This window comes from Aliivibrio wodanis (assembly GCF_052920805.1).
Genome location: NZ_JBREXA010000002.1, coordinates 68,758 through 87,648 on the forward strand (window position 1 = coordinate 68,758; position 18,891 = coordinate 87,648).

14 protein-coding genes and 2 pseudogenes are annotated in these 18,891 nt (G+C 38.1%); all 16 read left to right on the plus strand.

The window, feature by feature from the left end; genetic code table 11:
* The first annotated feature begins 69 nt into the window (after positions 1 to 69).
* Positions 70 to 1,950: a flagellar hook-associated protein FlgK gene (flgK, locus tag ACU5DF_RS08250; RefSeq protein ID WP_045102646.1), complete on the plus strand. Its 1,881-nt coding sequence runs from the start codon at positions 70 to 72 to the stop codon at positions 1,948 to 1,950.
* Positions 1,951 to 1,967: 17 nt separating this feature from the next.
* Positions 1,968 to 3,161, plus strand: coding sequence for a flagellar hook-associated protein FlgL (gene flgL / locus ACU5DF_RS08255; RefSeq protein WP_446712537.1), 1,194 nt, complete (start codon positions 1,968 to 1,970; stop codon positions 3,159 to 3,161).
* Between the two features lie 158 nt (positions 3,162 to 3,319).
* Positions 3,320 to 3,826, plus strand: a complete 507-nt coding sequence (locus ACU5DF_RS08260; RefSeq protein ID WP_446711479.1) for a helix-turn-helix domain-containing protein — start codon at positions 3,320 to 3,322, stop codon at positions 3,824 to 3,826.
* Positions 3,790 to 4,668, plus strand: a pseudogene (locus ACU5DF_RS08265) (IS3 family transposase); the annotation flags it as partial. The gene ACU5DF_RS08260 and the pseudogene ACU5DF_RS08265, both read left to right, overlap by 37 nt.
* Positions 4,669 to 5,360: 692 nt before the next feature.
* Positions 5,361 to 6,500: a flagellin gene (locus ACU5DF_RS08270; protein WP_045102644.1), complete on the plus strand. Its 1,140-nt coding sequence runs from the start codon at positions 5,361 to 5,363 to the stop codon at positions 6,498 to 6,500.
* A gap of 390 nt (positions 6,501 to 6,890) precedes the next feature.
* Positions 6,891 to 8,024, plus strand: coding sequence for a flagellin (locus ACU5DF_RS08275; protein ID WP_446712538.1), 1,134 nt, complete (start codon positions 6,891 to 6,893; stop codon positions 8,022 to 8,024).
* A gap of 612 nt (positions 8,025 to 8,636) precedes the next feature.
* Positions 8,637 to 9,767: a flagellin gene (locus ACU5DF_RS08280; protein WP_446712539.1), complete on the plus strand. Its 1,131-nt coding sequence runs from the start codon at positions 8,637 to 8,639 to the stop codon at positions 9,765 to 9,767.
* A gap of 448 nt (positions 9,768 to 10,215) precedes the next feature.
* A complete protein-coding gene (locus tag ACU5DF_RS08285) occupies positions 10,216 to 11,343 on the plus strand; it encodes a flagellin (RefSeq protein WP_045102641.1) in 1,128 nt (375 codons plus the stop codon).
* 244 nt (positions 11,344 to 11,587) lie between these two features.
* Positions 11,588 to 12,724, plus strand: coding sequence for a flagellin (locus tag ACU5DF_RS08290; RefSeq protein ID WP_446712540.1), 1,137 nt, complete (start codon positions 11,588 to 11,590; stop codon positions 12,722 to 12,724).
* A 122-nt stretch (positions 12,725 to 12,846) separates the two neighbouring features.
* Positions 12,847 to 13,266 carry a flagellar protein FlaG gene (locus tag ACU5DF_RS08295; protein ID WP_446712541.1) on the plus strand — a complete coding sequence of 140 codons (420 nt, stop codon included), beginning with the start codon at positions 12,847 to 12,849 and terminating at the stop codon, positions 13,264 to 13,266.
* A gap of 23 nt (positions 13,267 to 13,289) precedes the next feature.
* Entirely contained in the window at positions 13,290 to 15,257 is a 1,968-nt protein-coding gene (gene fliD / locus ACU5DF_RS08300) for a flagellar filament capping protein FliD (RefSeq protein ID WP_446712542.1), read from the plus strand.
* Positions 15,258 to 15,308: 51 nt separating this feature from the next.
* Complete coding sequence (locus ACU5DF_RS08305; protein ID WP_045102637.1) at positions 15,309 to 15,599, plus strand: hypothetical protein; 291 nt, start codon at positions 15,309 to 15,311, stop codon at positions 15,597 to 15,599.
* A gap of 15 nt (positions 15,600 to 15,614) precedes the next feature.
* Positions 15,615 to 16,025, plus strand: a complete 411-nt coding sequence (gene fliS / locus ACU5DF_RS08310; RefSeq protein ID WP_045102636.1) for a flagellar export chaperone FliS — start codon at positions 15,615 to 15,617, stop codon at positions 16,023 to 16,025.
* A gap of 187 nt (positions 16,026 to 16,212) precedes the next feature.
* A pseudogene (locus tag ACU5DF_RS08315) lies at positions 16,213 to 17,442 on the plus strand (sigma-54 dependent transcriptional regulator); the annotation flags it as partial.
* A 105-nt stretch (positions 17,443 to 17,547) separates the two neighbouring features.
* On the plus strand, positions 17,548 to 17,700 hold the full coding sequence (locus ACU5DF_RS08320) for a helix-turn-helix domain-containing protein (RefSeq protein ID WP_446714210.1): 153 nt from the start codon (positions 17,548 to 17,550) through the stop codon (positions 17,698 to 17,700).
* A gap of 147 nt (positions 17,701 to 17,847) precedes the next feature.
* Positions 17,848 to 18,891: a sensor histidine kinase gene (locus ACU5DF_RS08325; RefSeq protein WP_446712543.1), complete on the plus strand. Its 1,044-nt coding sequence runs from the start codon at positions 17,848 to 17,850 to the stop codon at positions 18,889 to 18,891.

An 18,891-nucleotide genomic window follows, 5' to 3' on the forward strand; every position in this document is an offset into this window, starting at 1 on the left:
ACGATTGCTTTGTTTGATTTGTTAGGAAATTTTTACTGCATTATTTATAGAGTTTTTTTTGGAGGCAATATGGGACTTGATCTGCTAAATCTAGGTACACAAGGTGTGCTTACGGCGCAGCGTCAACTGAACACGACCAGTCATAATATTAACAACGTTAATACTAAAGGCTTTAGTCGTCAATCAGTTGTTCAAGATACAAATATGCCTCATTGGGTGTCAGGTGCAAACCTCGGCGCAGGCGTGCATGTTGCCGCTGTGCGACGTTCGTTTGATCAGTTTGCTACTAATGAACTGAACTTATCTACGACTAACTTAAATTACTCTATGGATACTGAAGCAAACCTTGATGTACTAACGAATATGATGTCGTCTATTGGCGCAAAACGTATTCCGGAAAACATTAATGATTGGTTTGATGCCGTAAAAACTCTTGCCGACAGCCCTAACGAAATCGGTGCACGTAAAGTAGTCCTAGAAAAATCTCGTCTTGTTTCACAAAGCTTAAATGACTTTTATGAGAACGTACGTCAGCAAAACTCAGACGTAAATAAAAAGATGGATCTAACCGTAGAGCGTATGAATGGTATTGCTCTAGAGTTAAAAGATATTAATAAAATGATGGTTAAGACCCCAGGTCCGCACAATGACCTAATGGATCGTCATGATAAGTTAATTCAAGAACTGTCTCAGTATACTAAAGTTACCATTACTAAGCGTGATAACGAAGATGCATTTAATGTCTTAATTGGTGGTGGGCACATGCTTGTGTCTGGTACTCAGTCAAGTGAATTAAAGATGATTCAAGGTTCTCCTGACCCATTACAGCGTCGACTTGCTATGGTTGAAGGCAAGGGAATGAAAGCAATTCAGCATGATAGTATTGGCGGTAAAATGTCAGCATTATTTGAATTGCGTGATAACACTATTCCAGTAATTATGGATGAGCTTGGACGTGTAGCGGTAGGATTCAGTAGTGAAGTTAACCGTTTACAAGGCCAAGCAATTGATCTACGTGGTCAAATTGGTGCAAATATTTTCTCTGATGTAAATTCAGAACAAGCTGTTCGTAGCCGAGCTATTATTCAAGGAGATTCTTCTGCAGAAGTAGGTGTATTTATCGATGATATTAGCCTATTAAAAGCGGGTGATTATGCTCTTAAGTATGATGGTAGCCAATATACGGTGACCCGACCTACAGGTGAAGTACAACGTTTAGACCCAACCGGTAACCCATCGACCTTTTTCTTGGACGGTATGCGAGTTGAAATTCGTGAACCACTAAGTGCCGGTGAGCGTGTATTACTTCGTCCTACCCGTATTGCAGCTGGCGACATGAAGTTAGAAATGAATGAAGCAGAGAAAATTGCAGCACAAAGTTATGCAAGTTCAGCAACTTTTGCAACAGGCAGTGCTAAATTTAAAGTGTTAGAATCTGGTGCATTAAAAGAATTTCAAGTTGTTGTTTCTCCAGCAGCAAATCAATTTGCTGTTTTAGATATGAAAGGAAAAATGTTATTAGAACCACAAACTTACCCGCCGCAAGGTCCGGTAACTGTTAGTGGTACAACATTTACATTAACAGGTGGTGCTGCGGCAAATGATAAATTTGCAGCAAATCTAGTCCCTTCTGAAGGTGATAACGGTAACCTACTGTTAATGCAGGGCTTACAAACCCGTAAAGTGATGGATGAAGGCCGTTCAACCGTGATTGATTTATATGAAAATGTAAATACAGAAATCGGTTTGAAAAAAGCAACAGCAACACGTTTATCTGATGTTTCTCGTGTAGAAAATGAAGCAGCACAAAGTCGTGTAGCTTCAGTTGCGGGTGTGAACTTAGATGAAGAAGCGGCAAATATGATGAAGTTTCAGCAAGCATACATGGCTTCTTCTCGAATCATGAAAGCAGCAGATGAGACATTTAATTCAATCTTGCAATTATCGTAATTAAGAGGCCATAAAGTATGTTAAATCGTATTTCAAGCTTTCATAATTACCAATCAGTGCAGAATGATATTGCTCGTCAAGAAGCCAAAGTACACCAGAACAGTGCGCAACTTGCTTCAGGTAAGAAGTTATTAACGGCAGGAGACGACCCCGTAGCTGCCTTATATGCTCAAAACCTAGGGCAAAAGAAGGAAGAGTTACGCCAGTATAGTGATACCATTGTTCTAGCGCGTAATCGTTTAGAGCGTCATGAAGTTGCTATAGCCAATGCTGAGCAGTTTGCGGATGATGCCAAACGTAGTGTTATGGAGATGATTAATGGTTCTCTCGCACCTGAAGATCGCTATGCACATGCTCAAGACATTAAAGGTATCTCAGATAATTTTTTAAATTTAACTAATATGTTAGATGAATCTGGTAACTATTTATTTTCAGGTACAAAGCCAAAAACGCAACCATTTTTTCGAGGGAATGATGGAACGGTTGCGTATGCAGGTGATGACTACCAACGAAATTTAAAAGTATCTGGTTCAATAGAAGTTGCAGTAAATGATGCTGGAAATAAATTATTTACCGAGATAAAAAATCCGTTTGGTGATTATGACCCACAGTATTCACTACAGGAAGGGTCGGAGTTATTACTTTCAAAGGCAACAAATACAAATTATACCGATCCAGCAACGTATGAAATTAGCTTTCAGGCTGGTAATAACGGTAAATACAATTATCAGTTATCTCAAGATGGTGGTGTTGTAAAAAATGCGGAGTTTGACCCTAGTGAAGGGATTAAATGGGAAGGTGTTGATATTCAGATCCGAGGTCAATTGAAAGAGGGAGATACTATTACCCTTGAACCTAAAAAGACCGTAAGCATCTTTGATTCATTTAAAAAGGCTCAAGAATTAGCGCTTAATCATGTGTCAGATGCATCTAGTACTGCAGAGTTGCATCAGGTGACGGATGAGTTTCACGCGGCGTTTATTCATTTAAGCCAAGCACGAGCGGAAGTTGGTACACGACAAAATACACTTGATCAGCAAGAAATGCAGCATCAAGACTTTGATTTAACGATTTCTAAATCATTAAGTTCAATTGAAGATTTAGATTACGCGCAAGCTGTCATTGAATTTAATGAAAATACACGAGCATTACAGGCATCTCAACAAGCCTTTGGTAAAGTGAAGGATATTACTTTATTTAATTACGTGTAATATTAATTCCGGTAAATATCGATTCATTATTACTGGCTAAATCACATAATCGTATTGATATATTCTTACACTCAGTATTAAGATTTCATAAAAAGCCCAATAGTCATCTATGAACTGACCCCCAATAATTGGACAACCAATTACTGAGGGTCTTTTTTATGTCCAAATATAGTCGTGAGCTAAAACTAATTATTGCTAAGCAGTGCTTAGTTAGTCGTACATCAATTCAATTATCTAAAGAATATTCGATATCTGCTCGTCAGATACGATATTGGACTCAAGTATTTTCTATCCATGGTAAAAACTCATTTTTACCAACTACACATGCCGATAATGCCAAAACAAAATTACAAGCATTGAAATTAATGTGGACTAACAGTTGGTCTCTCACTCACACTAGTGCAGTATTAAACTTATCCTCCCCTGGCACGCTATCAGTCTGGCTTAAAACATATAATGAAGCGGGGTTTAAGGGACTCAAGAATAGTAATATAGGAAGGCCTTCAATGAAATTATTATCCAATACTACACAAAAATCAGATGACGAAATGACCATTGAAGAGCTAAGAGAAGAGTTAAGTTATTTACGAACAGAGAATGCTGTTCTAAAAAAGTTCGAAGAGCTGAAACAGAAAAAACGCCAACAAACAAAGAAAAAGCGTTAATTGTTTTAGCTCTCAAAGCTAATTACCCTTTAAAATATTTACTTCGTATCACCAGTTTGGCAAAAAGTGTCTTCTATTATCAGGCTCAAATAAGTAGAAGGCCTGATACTTATGAGCATGAGTTAGAGATGATTGAGTCTATCTACCATGAACATAAAGGACGTTATGGCTATCGACGGATCCATTTAGCTATGCGAAGAAAAGGTGTAGAGCTGAATCATAAAACAGTACAAAGGCTGATGGCGCAACTAAACCTAAAATCTATAGTAAGACCCAAAAAATATCGTTCTTATCGAGGAGAGGTGGGTAAATCAGTCCCAAATGTACTTGAAAGGGATTTTAGTGCTACGAAACCAGATGAGAAATGGGTAACCGATGTAACAGAATTTAAAGTTAACGGACAAAAAGTTTACCTATCGCCAGTGGTTGATTTATTCAATCAAGAAGTTATCGCTTATAAAGTGACAAAGAATGCACGTTTACCGCTAGTCACGGATATGCTTAAAGAAGCAATAGGCAAACTAAGTAAGGGCTCGAAGCCAATTTTACACAGTGATCAAGGTTGGCAATATCGACATAAGACTTATCAACAGGAACTTGTAAAGCATAGGCTTCAACAAAGTATGTCTAGAAAAGGAAACTGCTTAGATAATGCAGTAGCTGAAAATTTCTTTGGTTTACTTAAAACTGAAATGTATCATGGATACATCTTCAAGGATGCAGATGAGTTAATAGAAAAGATCGAAGAATATATCGAGTATTACAATACGAAGCGGATTAAGGTAAAACTAAAAGGCCTGACTCCGATAGAATATCGAAACCAGGCCTTACAAGCCGCTTAACTAAAATGTCCAACTTAACGGGGTCACTTCATCTATTGGGCTTTTTTCATTTAATTATGTAATAAATTGTGCATCACTTTAAGTCTAAGCTTATGAATTATATCTAATCTTATGTAGGAATAGCTTTGCCGCTTTTGTCACCATTCTTGCCGCTTTTCTTGAGTTTTTTGAAATGTCTACTATTTTAAACTATGGGGCTACTTTTCTAGATAGAAGGTATGGCTAAAGAGGATGTGAAAGTGAATATATTCATGACATGTGCTTTTAATTTAGCTAAGCGTTTTTATTAATATAGTAGGTGATAACAGGTTTTCATTATAAGTAAAAGAAGAGATATTAAAATAAAAACAAATAGCGTTAATTTTAAGTTGTTGTTTTTTTAAGTGGTATTTATTGTTTTTTTATTTAGTTTAAAAGTTGGCATAGGATGTGCTAAGTGTAATTATGGCTAAGCGATTCACAATTTACCAATGGTAAATAGTGGCATAGCAGTTGCAAGGTAGAGTTAAAGGCTTTGCTTTTGTATGTTAGTTATGAAGTGCTTTTTTCTCATCTTGGCATGAGAATTGATAGGTAATTACATAGCACTGATAACATTGGTCAATTGTGACTAATTATTAGATATAAACTTTAATTTTTCTGAATAGAGCAGAAATTAGATTTCGTGAAAACGAAGCCAAAGGAGAGCAACGATGGCTGTAAATGTAAATACTAACGTATCTGCGATGACTGCGCAGCGTTACCTAAACAACGCAACAAATGATCTTAATACATCAATGGAGCGTTTGTCTTCAGGTAGCAAAATTAACAGTGCAAAAGATGACGCTGCTGGTTTACAAATTTCTAATCGCTTAACAGCTCAGACTCGTGGTCTTGATGTTGCTATGCGTAATGCGAATGATGGTATTTCTATCGCTCAAACAGCAGAAGGTGCGATGAATGAATCGACAAACATCCTTCAGCGTATGCGTGATTTATCACTTCAATCAGCAAATGGTTCTAATACAGACCAAGATCGTGCTTCGATTCAAGAAGAAGTTCACGCTCTTCAAGATGAATTAAATCGTATTGCTGAAACAACTTCATTTGGTGGTCGTCGTCTGCTTAATGGTACTTTTGGTGAGTCAGCATTCCAAATCGGTGCTAATGCAGGTGAAGCAATCCTAATTGAACTAACGTCGGTACGTGCTGATGACAGTCGTATGGGTGGTCAACGCTTCATGAGTGAAAACGGCAAAAATGCTGATTGGGGTGTTGAAGCTGGCAAGAACGACATGAAATTAGAGTTCACAACACAAGCTGGTGAAGAAATTTCTATTAATTTATTTGCACATGCTGGTGATGATATTGAAGAAGTAGCGACTTACATCAATGGTCAATCTGATAAAATCTCAGCGTCTGTTGGTGATGAAGGTAAATTGCAATTATTTGTTGCAGAACCTGCTTTAGAAGGTGAACTAACTGTTTCTGGCAACTTAGCGACTGAGCTTGGTTTCTCTGGTGGTGCTGGTGAAAAAGCAACAGTAAGTGAACTAGATGTAACATCAGTTGGTGGTGCACAAGCTTCTGTTGGTGTTATTGATTCAGCACTTGCTTATATTGACCGTGAACGTGCTGATTTAGGGGCAAAACAGAATCGTCTTGGTCACAGTATTAATAACTTGTCTAACATTCAAGAGAATGTATCTGCTTCTAATAGTCGAATCAAAGATACTGATTTTGCTAAAGAAACAACTGAAATGACAAAAGCACAAATCCTTCAGCAGTCTAGTACATCTATTCTTGCTCAAGCGAAACAGTTACCAAACGCTGCACTAACTCTACTGCAGTAATTGAGTAACTAAACAACAGTCATCAAGATGAACAAGAGGTGCTCTCATCTCTCATCAACCTCTTGTTCAACTGATTGTTGTGCAAGCTTCAGGTAACTGGTTTTTTGTGTTCTTCTCACAGATCTCCTCATAAAAAGCCAGCCTAGCTTCATGCCCCGAGAGGGGCTTCCCTTCTTTTTAATACACTTTCCGTCACCTTTAATATTTCAAATGTCCTTAAGTTTATTTTTTCACTGCCGATAGTTAATAATCAGAGTCTGTTTATGTATCTGTATTGATTATTATGCCTCTATCAAGAACAGCAATTCAAACTAAATAGTAATGCTAGTTTTGGGTGATTTTCAATACAGAGATATAAGCAGATCTTAGTCTTAGTCACAAGAGGTCGAGATGACAATTACGGTAAATACAAATGTTGCCGCTATGATTGCGCAGCGAAATTTAACGACAGCAACGGATCATCTAAATCAGTCAATGGAGCGTCTCTCGTCTGGTAAGCGTATTAATAGTGCTAAAGATGATGCTGCGGGCCTTCAAATATCGAATAGACTGCAAGCTCAAATGAGTGGATTAGATGTTGCTGTTCGTAATGCAAATGATGGTATATCTATCGCTCAAACTGCAGAAGGTGCTATGAATGAAAGCACTAATATTCTTCAGCGTATGCGTGATCTTGCTCTGCAATCATCTAATGGTTCAAATACAAAGCAAGATAGAGAGGCTATTCAAGAAGAAGCGGATGCTCTTAATGATGAATTGAATCGTATTGCAGAAACTACTTCTTTTGGTGGACGTCGTTTATTGAATGGCCAATTTGGTACCTCTTCATTTCAAATTGGTGCAAACTCAGGCGAAGCCGTTCAATTAACATTAGGTAGTATGCGTTCTGATACGTTAGAGATGGGGGGATTTACTTATACCTCTCAAAATCAATTGAATAAAGGTTGGGTAGTACCAGAAGGTGAGCAAACGCTTACGATGTCATTTGTTGATGAAAATGGCAACGATCAAGAGATTACGATAGAGGCCAAAGTAGGTGACGACATTGAAGAGCTAGCCACTTATATCAATGGTCAGAATGAAACGATTCAAGCCTCTGTTGATGAGCAAGGCCAATTGCAACTATTTACGGCAGGAGATTTGGTTTCAAGCGCTGTTACTTTTGGTGGTTCACTATCTGCTGAGTTGGCTATTGGTGGAGCTGTGTTTGATACTGTAAACGATTTAGACTTAACGAGTGTTGGTGGTTCACAGCGAGCAATAGCGACATTAGATGCGGCAATGGGCTTTGTTGATAAAGAACGAGCAACGTTAGGTGCATTCCAAAATCGATTTGATCATGCAATTAATAATTTAAACAATATTAATGAAAATGTAGCAGCATCAAATAGTCGAATAGAAGATACGGACTTTGCTAAGGAAACGGTAGAGATGATGAAAGCTCAAATCTTGCAACAAGTGAGCTCTACTATTTTAGCACAAGCTAAACAAGCCCCTGATATTGCACTTAAGCTTTTGGGGTAATACCAAGTAAATTGGTAGTGAAGATAAACAGAGAACCAGCTGCGGCTGGTTTTTTTACGCCTCATTCTTATCCAACATAATTATCTGACTATTTATACCAATACAATTGATCATACCAATTCCAGTAATTATCTGATCATTATTACTGGTTAAGTCACTTAATAATGTCGTTAAAAATTTTTATTGTAGAATAACTACTTATAAGAATTTTTGCCTTATTATTTAGCGATTTTCCTGCGTAATAAATAGATCATCTAATTAATTACATTGGTATTAAATGATCTAGAAATCGATATTACTATTTTATCGATAGAGATTATTTAAATTAATGGTGTAGGTCTTAGCATGATTTGGTATAAATCAATTAGTTGGTTGTTATTTGACCGATCTGATAGGGGCTTTAGTATTTTTTTGTCAATTTTATCAAAAATGGAACCTGGCGCATAGTTCATAAAGTAACCAGTGAATTTATAAAGAAAGTGGTAAAGATTAATTTTTGACCGTCGCTAAGCTTAGTATCAGGCGCTAATAATAAGTAATTTAGTACTGACACATGAAGCTCAGTTTTCCGAACCGCGGAAAACATTCGGAAAACAAAACGGAGATATTATTATGTCAATTACAGTAAATACTAACGTATCAGCAATGACGGCCCAACGTTATTTAAATAATGCAACTGATGGCGTAAACAAATCAATGGAACGTCTATCATCAGGGTTTAAAATTAATAGCGCCAAAGATGATGCTGCGGGTCTACAAATTTCAAATCGTTTAACTGCACAAACTAGAGGGTTAAATGTTGCAGTTCGTAATGCTAATGATGGTATATCTATTGCTCAAACCGCTGAAGGAGCAATGAAAGAGTCAACTAACATATTACAGCGTATGCGTGATCTCTCATTGCAGTCAGCAAATGGTTCAAATACTTCATCAGATCGTGACGCGATTCAGCAAGAGGTCAGTGCATTGAATGATGAACTAAATAGAATTGCAGAAACAACATCCTTTGGTGGTGCCCGTTTATTGAATGGGCAATTTGGTACAAAATCTTTCCAAATAGGAGCCAACTCAGGTGAAGCGGTAATGCTAAATCTTAATAATATGCGCTCTGATTCGTCATCTATGGGAGGGGTTAGTTATAAAGCTGAATCTAGAGTAGATGCCAGTTGGGTTATTAGTAGTGAGAATTCAGAATTAACTATCTCCTTCATTAACCAGAAAGGAGAGGAAGAAGAATTAATTATTAATGCTAAAGTTGGTGATGATATTGAGCAGGTAGCTACTTATATTAACGGTCAAACAGATTCGATTAATGCATCTGTATCTGAAAATGGTGAACTTCAAATTGTTACTTCTAATAATAAAGTACAAAATGAACTCTCTTTCAGTGGATCTTTAGCTAATGAACTAAATATGAGTGGCCCACAAAATGAAACTGTAAAAAGTATTGATGTTACTACTGTTGGTGGTTCTCAAAAAGCAGTAGCTATTCTTGATTCAGCGATGCAGTTTGTTGATGCAAATCGTTCAGATCTCGGGGCATTCCAAAACCGTTTTAGTCATGCAATTTCTAATTTGGATAATATTAATGAAAATGTATCGGCATCAAACAGCCGAATTAAAGATGTTGATTTTGCCAAAGAGACAACAGAAATGACAAAAGCTCAAATACTTCAACAAGCAAGTTCATCAATTTTAGCTCAAGCTAAACAATCTCCAACAACGGCTCTTGCTTTATTGTAAGACGTTTATTGCAATCCTCTAAGATTATTGCACTCTCACACCATGTCAAAGCTGGGGTTTTCCTCAGCTTTTTTTATGGATAGTGTTTTTTATTTACAGGTTAACAATCTGTATATCGGATTAGCTAACCTTCTTTGTTTGAAATCTAACCAATTAAAGCGGTGCTTTCTGATATTTAGAGACATATATCACGCTTTTTATCCATTTTTAAATTAATTTCGTTTTTTTTGCATTTTCTCCTAAAGAGTTTCCACCAGCGAGCGATAACCTAATTACAAGACATAACGACTTGATAATTTGAAAGTGCTTTAAAAAGAAAAACTTAAAAAATTAAAAGTTTTTCTAAAGTAATTAGAAATGCGGTCGTTAAGTTAAGTATCAAACGATGATTAATACGGTTTCCGGTCCAGGAGCGGAGTGATTCGGAACCAAAGTGGAGAAACAAATTATGTCTATCAATGTAAACACAAACGTATCAGCAATGACTGCACAACGTTACCTAAATAACGCGACTAGCGATTTAAACACTTCAATGGAGCGTTTATCTTCAGGTCTTAAAATTAACAGTGCAAAAGATGATGCGGCAGGTCTACAAATTTCAAATCGTCTAACATCTCAAACTCGTGGTTTGGATGTTGCAGTTCGAAATGCTAATGATGGTATCTCAATGGCGCAAACAGCAGAAGGTGCGATGAAGGAAACGACAAACATCTTACAACGTATGCGTGATTTATCACTTCAATCTTCAAACGGTTCAAATACAGCAGCTGACCGTGGCGCGATTCAAGAAGAAGTGGTTGCTTTGAATGACGAATTAAACCGTATTGCAGAAACAACATCATTTGGTGGCTCTCGCCTACTAAATGGCCAGTTTGGCACTAAGTCTTTCCAAATCGGTGCAGACTCAGGTGAGGCAGTAATGCTAACACTAAACAACATGCGCTCTGATACGACAGAGATGGGTGGTCACACTTACTCTGCAACAGAAGGTAAAGGCGCAGGCTGGACAGTAGGTGCAGATAAGACTGAATTATCAATGAATTTTGTTGATAAAGATGGCAAAGAACAGAATATTACCATCAATGCAAAAGCAGGCGATGACATTGAAGAAGTAGCAACTTACATCAATGGTCAAAGTGATGCAGTAAACGCCTCTGTTACAGAAGAAGGTAAGCTACAAGTATTCGCTGCAGCAGAAGCAACGAATGTTGAATTTAGTGGCTCTTTAAGTAATGAGCTAGGTATGGGTAATAAAGTTACCGATACAGTGAAGAGTATTGATGTAACGTCGGTAGGTGGTTCACAGAAAGCGGTCGCAATTCTTGATGCAGCTATGCAGTACGTAGATGAAAATCGTGCAGATTTAGGTGCTTTCCAAAACCGTTTTAACCATGCTATCAGTAACTTAGATAATATTAATGAGAACGTGAGCGCGTCTAATAGCCAAATCAAAGATGTTGATTTTGCTAAAGAAACGACAGCAATGACGAAATCTCAAATCCTGCAACAAGCGAGCTCGTCTATTCTTGCTCAAGCTAAGCAGGCACCAAATGCAGCGTTAGGCCTGTTGGGCTAATCAGCATGTAACCACTTGTGAGAATGGAAGTTAATGTCATCTACATAGCTTCATCCCAACAGGTACTAAAGTAATCAAATTTACTTTTAAAATTAAACTATAGGCTATCTCAACGATGTATTTTGTAGAGGTGAGAGTCTACAAAATATATAAAGAGATAAGCTTTTAAATATACGTGAGAAACAGTGGTCGGTTCGGAGGATGAGACCAGACCGCCATTGAATTATCCTTAGGAGATCTATTTATGTCTATTACAGTAAACACTAACGTATCAGCAATGACAGCTCAGCGTTACCTAAATAACGCAACGTCTGATGTAAACCAATCAATGGAGCGTTTGTCTTCTGGTAACCGCATCAACAATGCTAAAGATGATGCTGCTGGCCTACAGATCTCTAACCGTCTAAACACGCAAACACGTGGTCTAGATGTAGCGGTTCGTAACGCAAACGACGGCATCTCTATGATGCAAACAGCTGAAGGCGCAATGAAAGAGACTTCAAACATCCTTTCTCGTGTACGTGACCTTGCTCTACAATCATCAAATGGTTCAAACACTGATGCTGACCGTGGCGCAATCCAACAAGAAGTAACGGCTCTTTCTGATGAAATGAACCGTATCGCAGAAACAACTTCTTTTGGTGGTACTCGTCTACTTAACGGTAGCTTTGGTACTAAATCTTTCCAAGTTGGTGCTGATTCAGGTGAAGCAGTAATGCTAACTCTGAACAACCTACGTGCTGATGAAGCAAACATGGGTGGCCAATCTTTCACTGCGAAAGAAGGCGTAGCTGCTGGTTGGACTGCGGCTAAAGGCGCAGACATGACTATCGAATTTACTGATAAGTCAGGTGAAGAGCAATCAATTACTATCAACGCTAAAGCTGGCGACGATATCGAAGAAGTTGCAACGTACATCAACGGCCAAACTGACAAAGTTAGCGCTTCTGTTGGTGAAGACGGCAAACTGCAAGTATTTGCTGGTAAAGGTACAATTGAAGGCGAAATCGCATTCTCTGGTGCTCTAGCTGACGAAACTGGTATGTCTGATGCAGTTCAAGCTAACAAAACTGTAGGTAACATCGATGTTACAACAGTAGCTGGTTCTCAAGATGCAGTAGCAGTTGTTGATGCAGCGATGAAGTTTGTTGATAGCCACCGTTCAGAGCTAGGTGCTTCTCAGAACCGTATGGACCATACTATCAATAACTTAGACAACATTAACGAAAATGTTTCTGCTGCTAAGAGTCAAATCAAAGACGTTGATTTCGCGAAAGAAACAACTGAAATGACTAAAGCTCAAATCCTACAGCAAGCAAGTTCTTCTATTCTTGCACAAGCTAAGCAAGCGCCAAACGCTGCTCTAGGTCTATTACGTTAATCCATGATTAAACGATAATACTAAAATAGGTAGGTGGGCGGCTTCATCGTCAACCCACTTACTGAATATGACAGCAGAGCCGCTCCTCTTGCTGTCTTTTTTCGTATTAGGAGGAAAATACTATGAATCTATCATCTGTATCTTCATCAATCCTGTCCTCTCTATCCTCAAGTAACGGCACGAAATTTGCTAGTTCACCTATGCAACCAACATCTTCTGTAAATACTAGTAATCAAATAGCGAAGAGTGAATCGTCAGAACCATTGACGCAGAGCCAAGCCATTGTTGTAGATGCAGAACAAAAGCTTGAAACGAAAAAGAAAGAAGAACTTCATGAAGCGATTAAAGAGCTGAATGAATACGTTAAAAGCGTTGATCGAGGATTATCATTTCATTTAGATGAAGAATCAGGGCGGCAGGTTATTACCGTTAGAGAAATTAGCTCTGGTGATATTATCCGCCAAATTCCCGATGATAAAATGTTAGAAGTTGCTAGAGACTTAGCTGCCAGTTCATCTGGATTAATAGCTGAGAGGATTTAATCGTTAATTGAGGAAAACACTTCATGAGTATGAGCCCTATGGGGATGGGTGGTGGCCTAGATATTAATTCTATGGTGGGCAAGATAGTTGAAAGCGAGCGCTTACCCAAGCAGCAGCGCATTGACCGAGAACGCTCAGATATAGATATGAATATCAGTGGTTATGGCCGTCTGCAAGAATCGTTAGATACCATGAAGAACCTAATGTCGACGTTTCGCCAAGAGGATACGTTTGCATCTCGTACTATTTCAAGCAGTGATGATGAAGTAGTAAGTGCAACCGCAACTCCTGAGGCGTTAGCTGGTCGATATACTATTGACGTATTACAATTAGCTCAAGCTCAAAAGTTGGCATCTTCACCAATACGTGATGATGCCAAATTCGGGCCGGGTAAGTTGGATGTGTCATTAGGTGATAAAACCTTCTCAATTGATATTATTGGTAAAAATAATAAAATTACTGATCTGTTAAAACAGATAAATAGTGCTCCTTCTAATCCCGGAGTACAAGCTTCTATTGTTAAAGATGATGGCGGCTCTCGCTTGATCTTAGCCTCTGACAAACCTGGTGAGAGTCATAAAGTTAAAATTGAAGTTGATGCCGAATATAATAATCAACTGCATCGCTTTGCTTTTAACCCTAACTTTGACCCTGCTATCTCAACTAAGTTTGATGTACCAACATTACTTGAATATCAAAATGTACCTGAAATTGCCGCTCAACAGCTAGGTGAACCTATTACTCAAGAGCAGGTACCAGAGCTTAGTGATGAAGAAAAGTACGCCTATTTTAAGCCGTTGATTGATGTTGCTAATCGCGAACTCGCAAGAGAAGAAAAAGCCGCAAAAGAGATACTTTTACAACAAGAAGCTACGGCAGCTCTTACTACCCTTGAAGATCCTAGTGATCCAACCTCAGGGATGTCCGGTTGGAGTGAGCGCACGGCAGGTACACTTCAAGCAGCTTTACCAAGTGAAGATGAAAAAATTGAACTAGCGAAAGCAGCAAAGCAAGGGGATCAAGACGCAGCAGAAGCATTAGCAGAAATAGGTCAAACACCAGATACTGTTTTTCAAGCTGCGGGTGTGACATATGAGCCACCGCAACCAGCACCCAAAAAAGATTTAGTTGATATAGCTAAAGAGAAAGTTGAGCTATTACCACCAACAATAAAAGAAATTGCAAAAGAAAAACTAGAACCGATTGAAAAAATAGTTCAAGCGATCAAACCAGAAGAGGCAAGAAAGCCTTTATATTCAGGACTACAAGAAGTTCAAACTGCTAGTAGTGCAAAAGTTGTTCTTGATGGTATTGCAAGAATTAGTAGTGATACTAATGTCATTCAAGATGCTGTCCATGGTGTTGATATTACCTTAAAAGGTACAACTGCTGAAGCCGGTAAACGTATTGAATTAGATGTTCAATTCGATAGAGAGAATGTAAAAGCGGCAATTGAACAATTTGTATCAACGTACAATCAATTTTATAAAACCACACAAGCTCTTGGCGGTTTTGATCCTGCGACGGGGCAAAGCGGCCCATTAGCAGGAGATAGTGTTGTTCGTTCTGCGGAATCTCGTTTAAAGTCGGTATTTGTTTCTCCTGTTGAATCAGCACCAAAAGATATTAAAACACTGATTGAGCTTGGGATCTCAACAACTCGTCAGGGTACTTTAGAGATCAACCATAATATGCTTGATCGACAGTTGAATGAGAACTTTAGTCAACTTCATACTTTCTTTGATGGACCTAAAGGGTTCGCTAAAAAAGTAGAAGATGCGATTCAAACCATGACTGGAGTTGCTGGTCCTATTAGGACTCGAATGAACACGATGCGAGATCAGAATTATCGCTTGAATGATCAACAAGTAGATTTAGATCGTCGAATGGAAAGTTTACAAGAGCGTACTCGTAATAAATTTGCCAATATGCAAGATGTGACAGGAAAAATGAAAGCACAACTGTCAGGTATGATGAACGCTCTAGGTTAACGAATATAACCAAGTGTAAAAATATAACCAAGTGTAAATTAGGTGTTCTCGATGGAACTATTACAGCAGTTAGAAAGATTAGATCAGCAATTACAAATGTTATATCAGAAAGGTGATATTAATTTTGAACAATTGACGGTTTTTTTATCAAATCGGGAACAACTTTTGCATGAATGTATGCAGGTGCCAGAAATAGTGAACTCTACGGAATGGCAAAGAGCAATTACAAGAACTGAGTCTATCATTAATGAAATGACACTCTTAGGTCAGCAATTTGCTTTAGATTATCAAAAGTTGAATCATGCAAATAAGTCAGTTCAACTTTATAGAAAATTTCAATAAGACTGAGGAAATACGATGAGAGGTTCATTACAAGCATATAAGAAGGTATCAATAGATAGCCAATTAAGTGCTGCATCACCTCATAAGGTAATTCAAATGCTAATGGCTGGTGCTATTGAGCGTTTGATTCAAGGTAAAGCAGCTATGCAGCAAGGTAACACGGCTGTGAAAGGTGAGCGTCTTGGTAAAGCATTAGATATCGTGATTAGTCTACGTTCATGCCTTTCGATGGATGACGGTGGCGATATTGCAAGTAATCTTGACTCATTATATGACTTTATGATCCGTCAAATCTCACATGCTAACCAAAAAAATGATACTCAAGCGATTGATGATGTCGTTGAGATGCTACGTGAAATTAAATCAGCATGGGATCAAATCCCGGCAGAGTTCCACAATTTAACAGCAGATCAAGTTGGTATATAGTATATATTTTATAAATCAAGGGTATTTTTCTTAATTTTATATTAACCTCACATTTACAGTATGACTGTCTAGATATTGACAGTCATGGTTGCCTTATTTTTCTTATGCGATAAAATGGTCGGATTATTTCGTTTCTGTTCAATGAATAGGCCACATAAATCAAAGAATTAAGGCATCGAACACTTCTATGCAAGGTTTAGGTAAAACATTAATTATTGAAGATGATGAGCAAAATCGACATAACCTTAAGGTAATTCTTGAGTTTATCGGTGAGAATTGCCATGCAATTTCAACGTCTGAGTTGTCCAATTTTGATTGGAACATTTCTTTAAGTGCTTGCTTTTTAGGACAGGTATCTAATAAAAAACAACAAGAATTAATAAAAGAATCATTAATTATTCATCATCATATCCCCATTATTACACTGGCTGGAGCGAGCCATGATATCGAGGGGCTAACAAATTATGTTGGTGAATTAAACCAACCTATAAATTATCCTCAATTGACGGATGCGTTACGCCATTGCCAAGAGTTTATGGGGCGTAGTGGCTTAGGTGTGCCTCACCTTGGCCGTAAAAATACGTTATTCCGTAGCATGGTAGGGCAAAGCCCGAGTATTAGTACTGTTCGTCATCTAATTGAGCAAGTTTCAGGTACTGAAGCTAGCGTCTTAGTGTTAGGTGAATCTGGAACAGGTAAAGAAGTCGTTGCTCGAAACCTTCATTATCATTCTCCACGTCGAAAAGGCCCTTTTGTTCCTGTTAATTGTGGAGCTATTCCGGCAGATTTATTAGAAAGTGAACTTTTTGGTCATGAAAAAGGGGCATTTACTGGAGCAATTACTGCTCGTAAAGGTCGTTTTGAATTGGCTCAGGGTGGAACTCTTTTCTTAGATGAGATCGGTGATATGCCGATGCCGATGCAAGTTAAATTATTGAGAGTTCTTCAAGAACGCTGTTTTGAACGTGTTGGTGGAAACCAAAGCATCAAAGCGGATGTTCGAATTGTTGCAGCAACACATCGCAACCTTGATGAAATGATAGAAAGAGGGATTTTCAGAGAAGACTTGTATTATCGATTGAATGTATTTCCAATTGAAATGCCTGCATTACGTGAGCGAAAGCAAGATATACCTTTGTTGTTACAAGAATTATTAGCTCGTATGGAGGCAGAAGGTAGTTCACGAGTCCGTTTGACTCCACGAGCCGTAAATTCGCTGATGGAACACCATTGGCCAGGTAATGTACGTGAGTTAGCAAACTTAATTGAGCGGTTAATGATTTTATTCCCTAGTGAATCAGTGGATGTAAATCATCTTCCAATGAAATATCGTTATAGTGATATTCCTGAATTTCAGCCAGAAAACCACTGTAAACAAACAGTTGAAGAACAAGAGCAGTCAGCATTAGCTGATATGTTTGCAAACTTTAATGAAAGTGGTTCAGCTTCTCATCCACAAACATCTCAAAGCTTTGGTGCTGTTTCAAATGATTTACCAGAAGATGGGTTAAATCTTAAAGAAATGTTAGCAGATGTTGAAGTTAATATGATTTGCCAAGCACTTGAAGCTCAAAATAGTGTGGTGGCTCGAGCAGCAGATATGCTAGGTATGCGACGTACAACTCTTGTGGAAAAAATGCGTAAATACAATTTAAGTAAAGATGATCTCCGGTAGTTAATATTATTGCCATAATCTGCAAATATGACAGTGACAATAAATTGACAGGTCTCATTGGTTTTATTTAAGCTTTGATGAGTAACAATAAAAGGGCTGGCATTGTATGTGTGTTAGCTCTTTTTTGTTTTTAGAGAGAAGAATATTATGCAGGGACATCCTGAGAATGAAGTAAATTCACCTCTTGGTACTGTGGAAGAGCAAAATACACGATATAAGCAAGTGTTAAATGTAATGCCTGCAGGTGTAATCCTTCTCGATACACAAGGCATGGTATGTGAAGTTAATCCTGAAGCGATTAAATTATTAGGTCCACCATTATTAGGTGAGCGTTGGTTTGAAGTTATTCAGCGCTCATTTGATCCTCGAGAAGATGATGGACATGAAATTTCATTACGTAATGGCCGTAAGGTTCGATTGGCAATTTCAGCTTCAGAAACGGGACAACTAATCTTGATTACTGATTTAACTGAAACTCGGTTACTTCAATCTAGAGTCAGTGATTTGCAACGTTTATCGTCATTAGGGAAAATGGTAGCTTCTCTTGCGCATCAAGTAAGAACCCCGTTATCTAGTGCAATGTTATATGCGTCTAATTTAGGTTCACCGAATTTGCCTGCAGCAACACATAAACGCTTTCAAACGAAATTAGTTGATCGACTGCATGATTTAGAAAAACAAGTTAATGACATGCTTCTTTTTGCTAAAGGTGGTGATAATAAAGTAGTTAAGTCTTTTACTATTGGTGAACTTGTTACCGAATACCGCCCAATGATTGAAACTGCGCTACAATCAAACCAAGTAGACTATCATTTGGAAGTTGAAAATGACGATACTGTATTAATGGGAAATGCTAATGCCATTGCTAGTGCCATTAGTAATCTGATCATGAATGCGATTCAAGCAATAGGAAAAGGCTGTCAAATTGATGTCTTTTTCAGACCAGTTAACGGATTTTTGAAAATCTCGGTACAAGATAATGGACCCGGTATTCCGTTAGAGCTTCAAGATAAAATTATGGAACCATTTTTTACAACGCGCTCACAAGGAACAGGTCTGGGTCTTGCTGTTGTTCAAATGGTTTGTCGAGCACACAAAGGGCAGCTTGAGCTGTATTCAGAGCCGGATGATGGCGCGTGTTTCACTATGTCTATCCCGCTTACAACAACTCAAATTGAACTTGGAGAATAA

What these genes read in the sequence shown, in the direction of transcription:
- flgK (WP_045102646.1), top strand. Translation starts at nt 70, where the DNA reads ATGGGACTTGATCTGCTAAATCTAGGTACACAAGGTGTGCTTACGGCG.
- flgL (WP_446712537.1), top strand. Translation starts at nt 1,968, where the DNA reads ATGTTAAATCGTATTTCAAGCTTTCATAATTACCAATCAGTGCAGAAT.
- ACU5DF_RS08260 (WP_446711479.1), top strand. Translation starts at nt 3,320, where the DNA reads ATGTCCAAATATAGTCGTGAGCTAAAACTAATTATTGCTAAGCAGTGC.
- ACU5DF_RS08270 (WP_045102644.1), top strand. Translation starts at nt 5,361, where the DNA reads ATGGCTGTAAATGTAAATACTAACGTATCTGCGATGACTGCGCAGCGT.
- ACU5DF_RS08275 (WP_446712538.1), top strand. Translation starts at nt 6,891, where the DNA reads ATGACAATTACGGTAAATACAAATGTTGCCGCTATGATTGCGCAGCGA.
- ACU5DF_RS08280 (WP_446712539.1), top strand. Translation starts at nt 8,637, where the DNA reads ATGTCAATTACAGTAAATACTAACGTATCAGCAATGACGGCCCAACGT.
- ACU5DF_RS08285 (WP_045102641.1), top strand. Translation starts at nt 10,216, where the DNA reads ATGTCTATCAATGTAAACACAAACGTATCAGCAATGACTGCACAACGT.
- ACU5DF_RS08290 (WP_446712540.1), top strand. Translation starts at nt 11,588, where the DNA reads ATGTCTATTACAGTAAACACTAACGTATCAGCAATGACAGCTCAGCGT.
- ACU5DF_RS08295 (WP_446712541.1), top strand. Translation starts at nt 12,847, where the DNA reads ATGAATCTATCATCTGTATCTTCATCAATCCTGTCCTCTCTATCCTCA.
- fliD (WP_446712542.1), top strand. Translation starts at nt 13,290, where the DNA reads ATGAGTATGAGCCCTATGGGGATGGGTGGTGGCCTAGATATTAATTCT.
- ACU5DF_RS08305 (WP_045102637.1), top strand. Translation starts at nt 15,309, where the DNA reads ATGGAACTATTACAGCAGTTAGAAAGATTAGATCAGCAATTACAAATG.
- fliS (WP_045102636.1), top strand. Translation starts at nt 15,615, where the DNA reads ATGAGAGGTTCATTACAAGCATATAAGAAGGTATCAATAGATAGCCAA.
- ACU5DF_RS08320 (WP_446714210.1), top strand. Translation starts at nt 17,548, where the DNA reads ATGTTAGCAGATGTTGAAGTTAATATGATTTGCCAAGCACTTGAAGCT.
- ACU5DF_RS08325 (WP_446712543.1), top strand. Translation starts at nt 17,848, where the DNA reads ATGCAGGGACATCCTGAGAATGAAGTAAATTCACCTCTTGGTACTGTG.